The organism is Cohaesibacter marisflavi, from assembly GCF_900115225.1.
GTDB classification, from domain to species: Bacteria; Pseudomonadota; Alphaproteobacteria; order Rhizobiales; family Cohaesibacteraceae; genus Cohaesibacter; species Cohaesibacter marisflavi.
The window spans coordinates 1-2887 of record NZ_FOVR01000038.1 but is presented as its reverse complement, the minus strand read 5'-3'; the positions used below and the strand labels follow the sequence as shown (position 1 = coordinate 2887).

At 49.9% G+C, this 2887-nt stretch carries 2 protein-coding genes and 1 pseudogene; all 3 read right to left on the bottom strand.

Features of this window, described 5'->3' with window-relative positions:
* Positions 1-111: 111 nt before the first annotated feature.
* Positions 112-1404 (bottom strand): GGDEF domain-containing protein, encoded by a 1293-nt coding sequence (locus tag BM258_RS24160; RefSeq protein ID WP_175528236.1) that lies wholly within the window; start codon positions 1402-1404, stop codon positions 112-114.
* 375 nt (positions 1405-1779) lie between these two features.
* Positions 1780-2151, bottom strand: coding sequence for a thermonuclease family protein (locus BM258_RS24155; protein WP_090075792.1), 372 nt, complete (start codon positions 2149-2151; stop codon positions 1780-1782).
* A 239-nt stretch (positions 2152-2390) separates the two neighbouring features.
* Positions 2391-2834, bottom strand: a pseudogene (locus tag BM258_RS24150) (transposase); the annotation flags it as partial.
* Positions 2835-2887 lie beyond the last annotated feature (53 nt).

Here is a 2887-nt window from a genome sequence, read left to right as displayed (position 1 = left end):
TGAGAATCATACGGTGCTCCTTCAACAAATCGAAGCATCTTCTCGCTGTTAAAATCTCAAGGCTGGGTTAACGACAAAAGTTTGCGACACGCCCCATAGGATCGCTGCGGTTTAGAACTTCGCCACAATGACCTTGTTTCTACCAGACGCCTTCGCCTGATAAAGGGCCTTGTCCGCCTGCCCTACAATGTCATTGAATGAAATCCCGCCCGCAAATTCGGCGGCTCCGATGCTCACCGTGATAGTCTCATATTCTCCGTTGGGCAGCAGGATATGGGTCTTCTCGACTTCACGGCGAATTCTTTCGGCCGCCTGAAGGATCTGATTCTGCCGAATATCTGAAAGAAGCAGAGCAAATTCCTCACCGCCATATCGGAAGACCTCATCGGTCTCTCTGGCGCCTGAGGCAATAACCTTGGCGACATGGCGCAAGGCATCATCGCCGGCCAAGTGGCCATGGCTGTCATTGAACCTCTTGAAATGATCAATATCGATCATCAGAAGAGCAGAAGAAGCTGTTTTCACATTGGTTGCGTCGATTTGCTCGGCTACTTTGAGATCAAACTCACGCCGGTTCTTCAAACCAGTCAAACCATCAAGACGCGCAGCTAATTGCAGTTTGGCTTCCTGAAGTACAATTTGCCTTGTCATCGTGTTGAAAGCTTTAGCAACCGATGCCAATTCAGGGGGGACCTGAATATCAATCTCCTGCTCTCTATCTCCGGAGGCCACTCTCATGGCCCCCTCCACGAGCTTGTCAGTGCTAATCATCAGCACACGGTCAATCGTATATATCGTAACAATGGCCAAACCGATTGCCAAAATAGCGGCCAACAGAGCAAGGATCTCAAACCTTTTAATTGCTTCCAGCGTGGTCCGATGCGCTTCTTCGCTTTCAGATCGGAGTTCTTCTGCAAGTTGCCCGAGTTGTTGGGCTGCTTTGGAAATCTCGCGCTCAAAGATTTGAAGATTGCTATCTGCCGTGGTTGGCGTGCCTTCTAGAACACCAGGCACCACCTTGAGCACCTGTTCCCAGTGCAGCTGCACACCATGAAGGATCTGTTCATAGCGGCTGTTGTCCGCAATCGCTAAGCTCATTTCCACCAGTTGTGCCTGTACAGCTTTGGCTGAGGCTTCGAAAGAAACTATATGGCCAGCGCCACCTTCTTGGGCATAGTCGTTGATCTCGTCTGAGATATCCCAGAAAATGTCTTGAATCCGCTCTAGTGGGAGCAACATCCTGTGGTGGGCATGAATAACAGTCTCAAATGTCTTCGATATTTCTTCGCGGTAAATCTTGTAGCCATAAAATGCGGTGCTCGCGAACGGCAACAAAACCATACACATGCCCAGCACTAACCAGCTCCTAAGAGACAAACTGCGCACTTTCTCTGATACCTTCATGAGATTTCTTCCATATTCTATATAGTTATCTCTAGCGAGGCTCGTGCATGCCTTGCGAAGATCAAAGCACTTAATAAAAATCATTTTGATGGAGCCATATTAATATTTCTTCAAGTCATTGAGATTGGTGGAGACCCAATTCGATCAGTTTTTTGTATGCTTCCTGCTTCCAAACCAAGTTCGCAGGCAAATGGATGCAGGATTGTTTCTTGATCGGCTCCGAGTGTCTTTTTGATGAACAATTGAAGGTATGCTGCCCTCACCATTCTTCTTGCCGATCGGGGCAATAGAAAAGGGTAGTGGCTAAAGCCCCTACCCTTCCCATGCCGCCGCATTGTCCGACCTTGGCCCAGATCGGAATCCTGAATTTCTCGCTTATCGACACCAGTCAATGTGACGCCCTCGATGCCAAACACGAGCAAGATCCTCTGATAGCAGAATAGCGCCAGCCGTTCTTCCGTCTCCAAGCCGAAACCGCACAAGCGGGCGATTAAAGGGACCGCGTTCGCCTGAATCTTCTATCGTCAGATTAGGATCTCGTAGGAGCTCTGCAAACCGGCGTGTAGCCTTCTCAGCAAGTTGGCGTTCATAAGGACATTTGGCTCTTTTACCAGATTCAGGCGTATCAACCCCATCAACATAAGGGGTGCCATCGCCAAGCATGCGCAGGTTTGTGCCATCACATTTGGCCGTATCACCATCAATGGCATAAAGGCTCGCACAAACAATAATCGCTGCTGTTAGCATCGGCCTTCAAGGTGCGTAGATTGGCCTGTCTCAGTTTCATGAGATCAAGCAAAAGTAGTCCCAAAATGCCTAAAGCCAGCTGGGCGCTTAGGTTCGCTAGCCCGAATAATTCATGAGGTTAGTTCTAAATTCGCCAGACATAACCTTGCCTCCGGGTTTCACGGGCGTTGTTTTCAGGAGATATGGCAGGGGCTTGAGGTTGATGTTATCAGGATGCATAGCGGCACATGCCGCCCCTGTCACGGGCTTTGAGCAGCGATGCGCTGAGCCAGCAAGATCATCATAGACTGGTTCGGGCAGGCTGTCGGGAAGGCAATCTTGATCTTTGACTTGAGCTGCTCGACCCGTACCGCGATTTTCAGGAATGACCTGCGGATGGTCTCGAATGACGCCCCTCTCCATTTTGATCTTTTGGGTGCCGCCCTTCTCAACTTGAGCAGGAGCCAATAGGCCCCGGTATGCAGAAACAGCCGGAACTGATTGGCTTCCCACCGGTGGCAAGATGTACGATCTGACTTTGTGTAGAGCTTGTGCTCCTTGATCATGTTTTCCATATTGCCGCGAGCGCAATAGACCTTCTCATAAAGATGCTTGGCCCGGCCGGACAGGTTGGTGACGATGAAACGGGCGTCGCAGCCTTTCGAGGTTGCCTCTATGCGGGCAATGATTTTGCGAGGGCGTGTCGCAAACTTTTGTCGTTAACCCAGCCTTGAGATTTTAACAGCGAGAAGATGCT

What these genes read in the sequence shown, in the direction of transcription:
- BM258_RS24155 (WP_090075792.1), bottom strand. Translation starts at nt 2,151, where the DNA reads ATGCTAACAGCAGCGATTATTGTTTGTGCGAGCCTTTATGCCATTGAT.
- BM258_RS24160 (WP_175528236.1), bottom strand. Translation starts at nt 1,404, where the DNA reads ATGAAGGTATCAGAGAAAGTGCGCAGTTTGTCTCTTAGGAGCTGGTTA.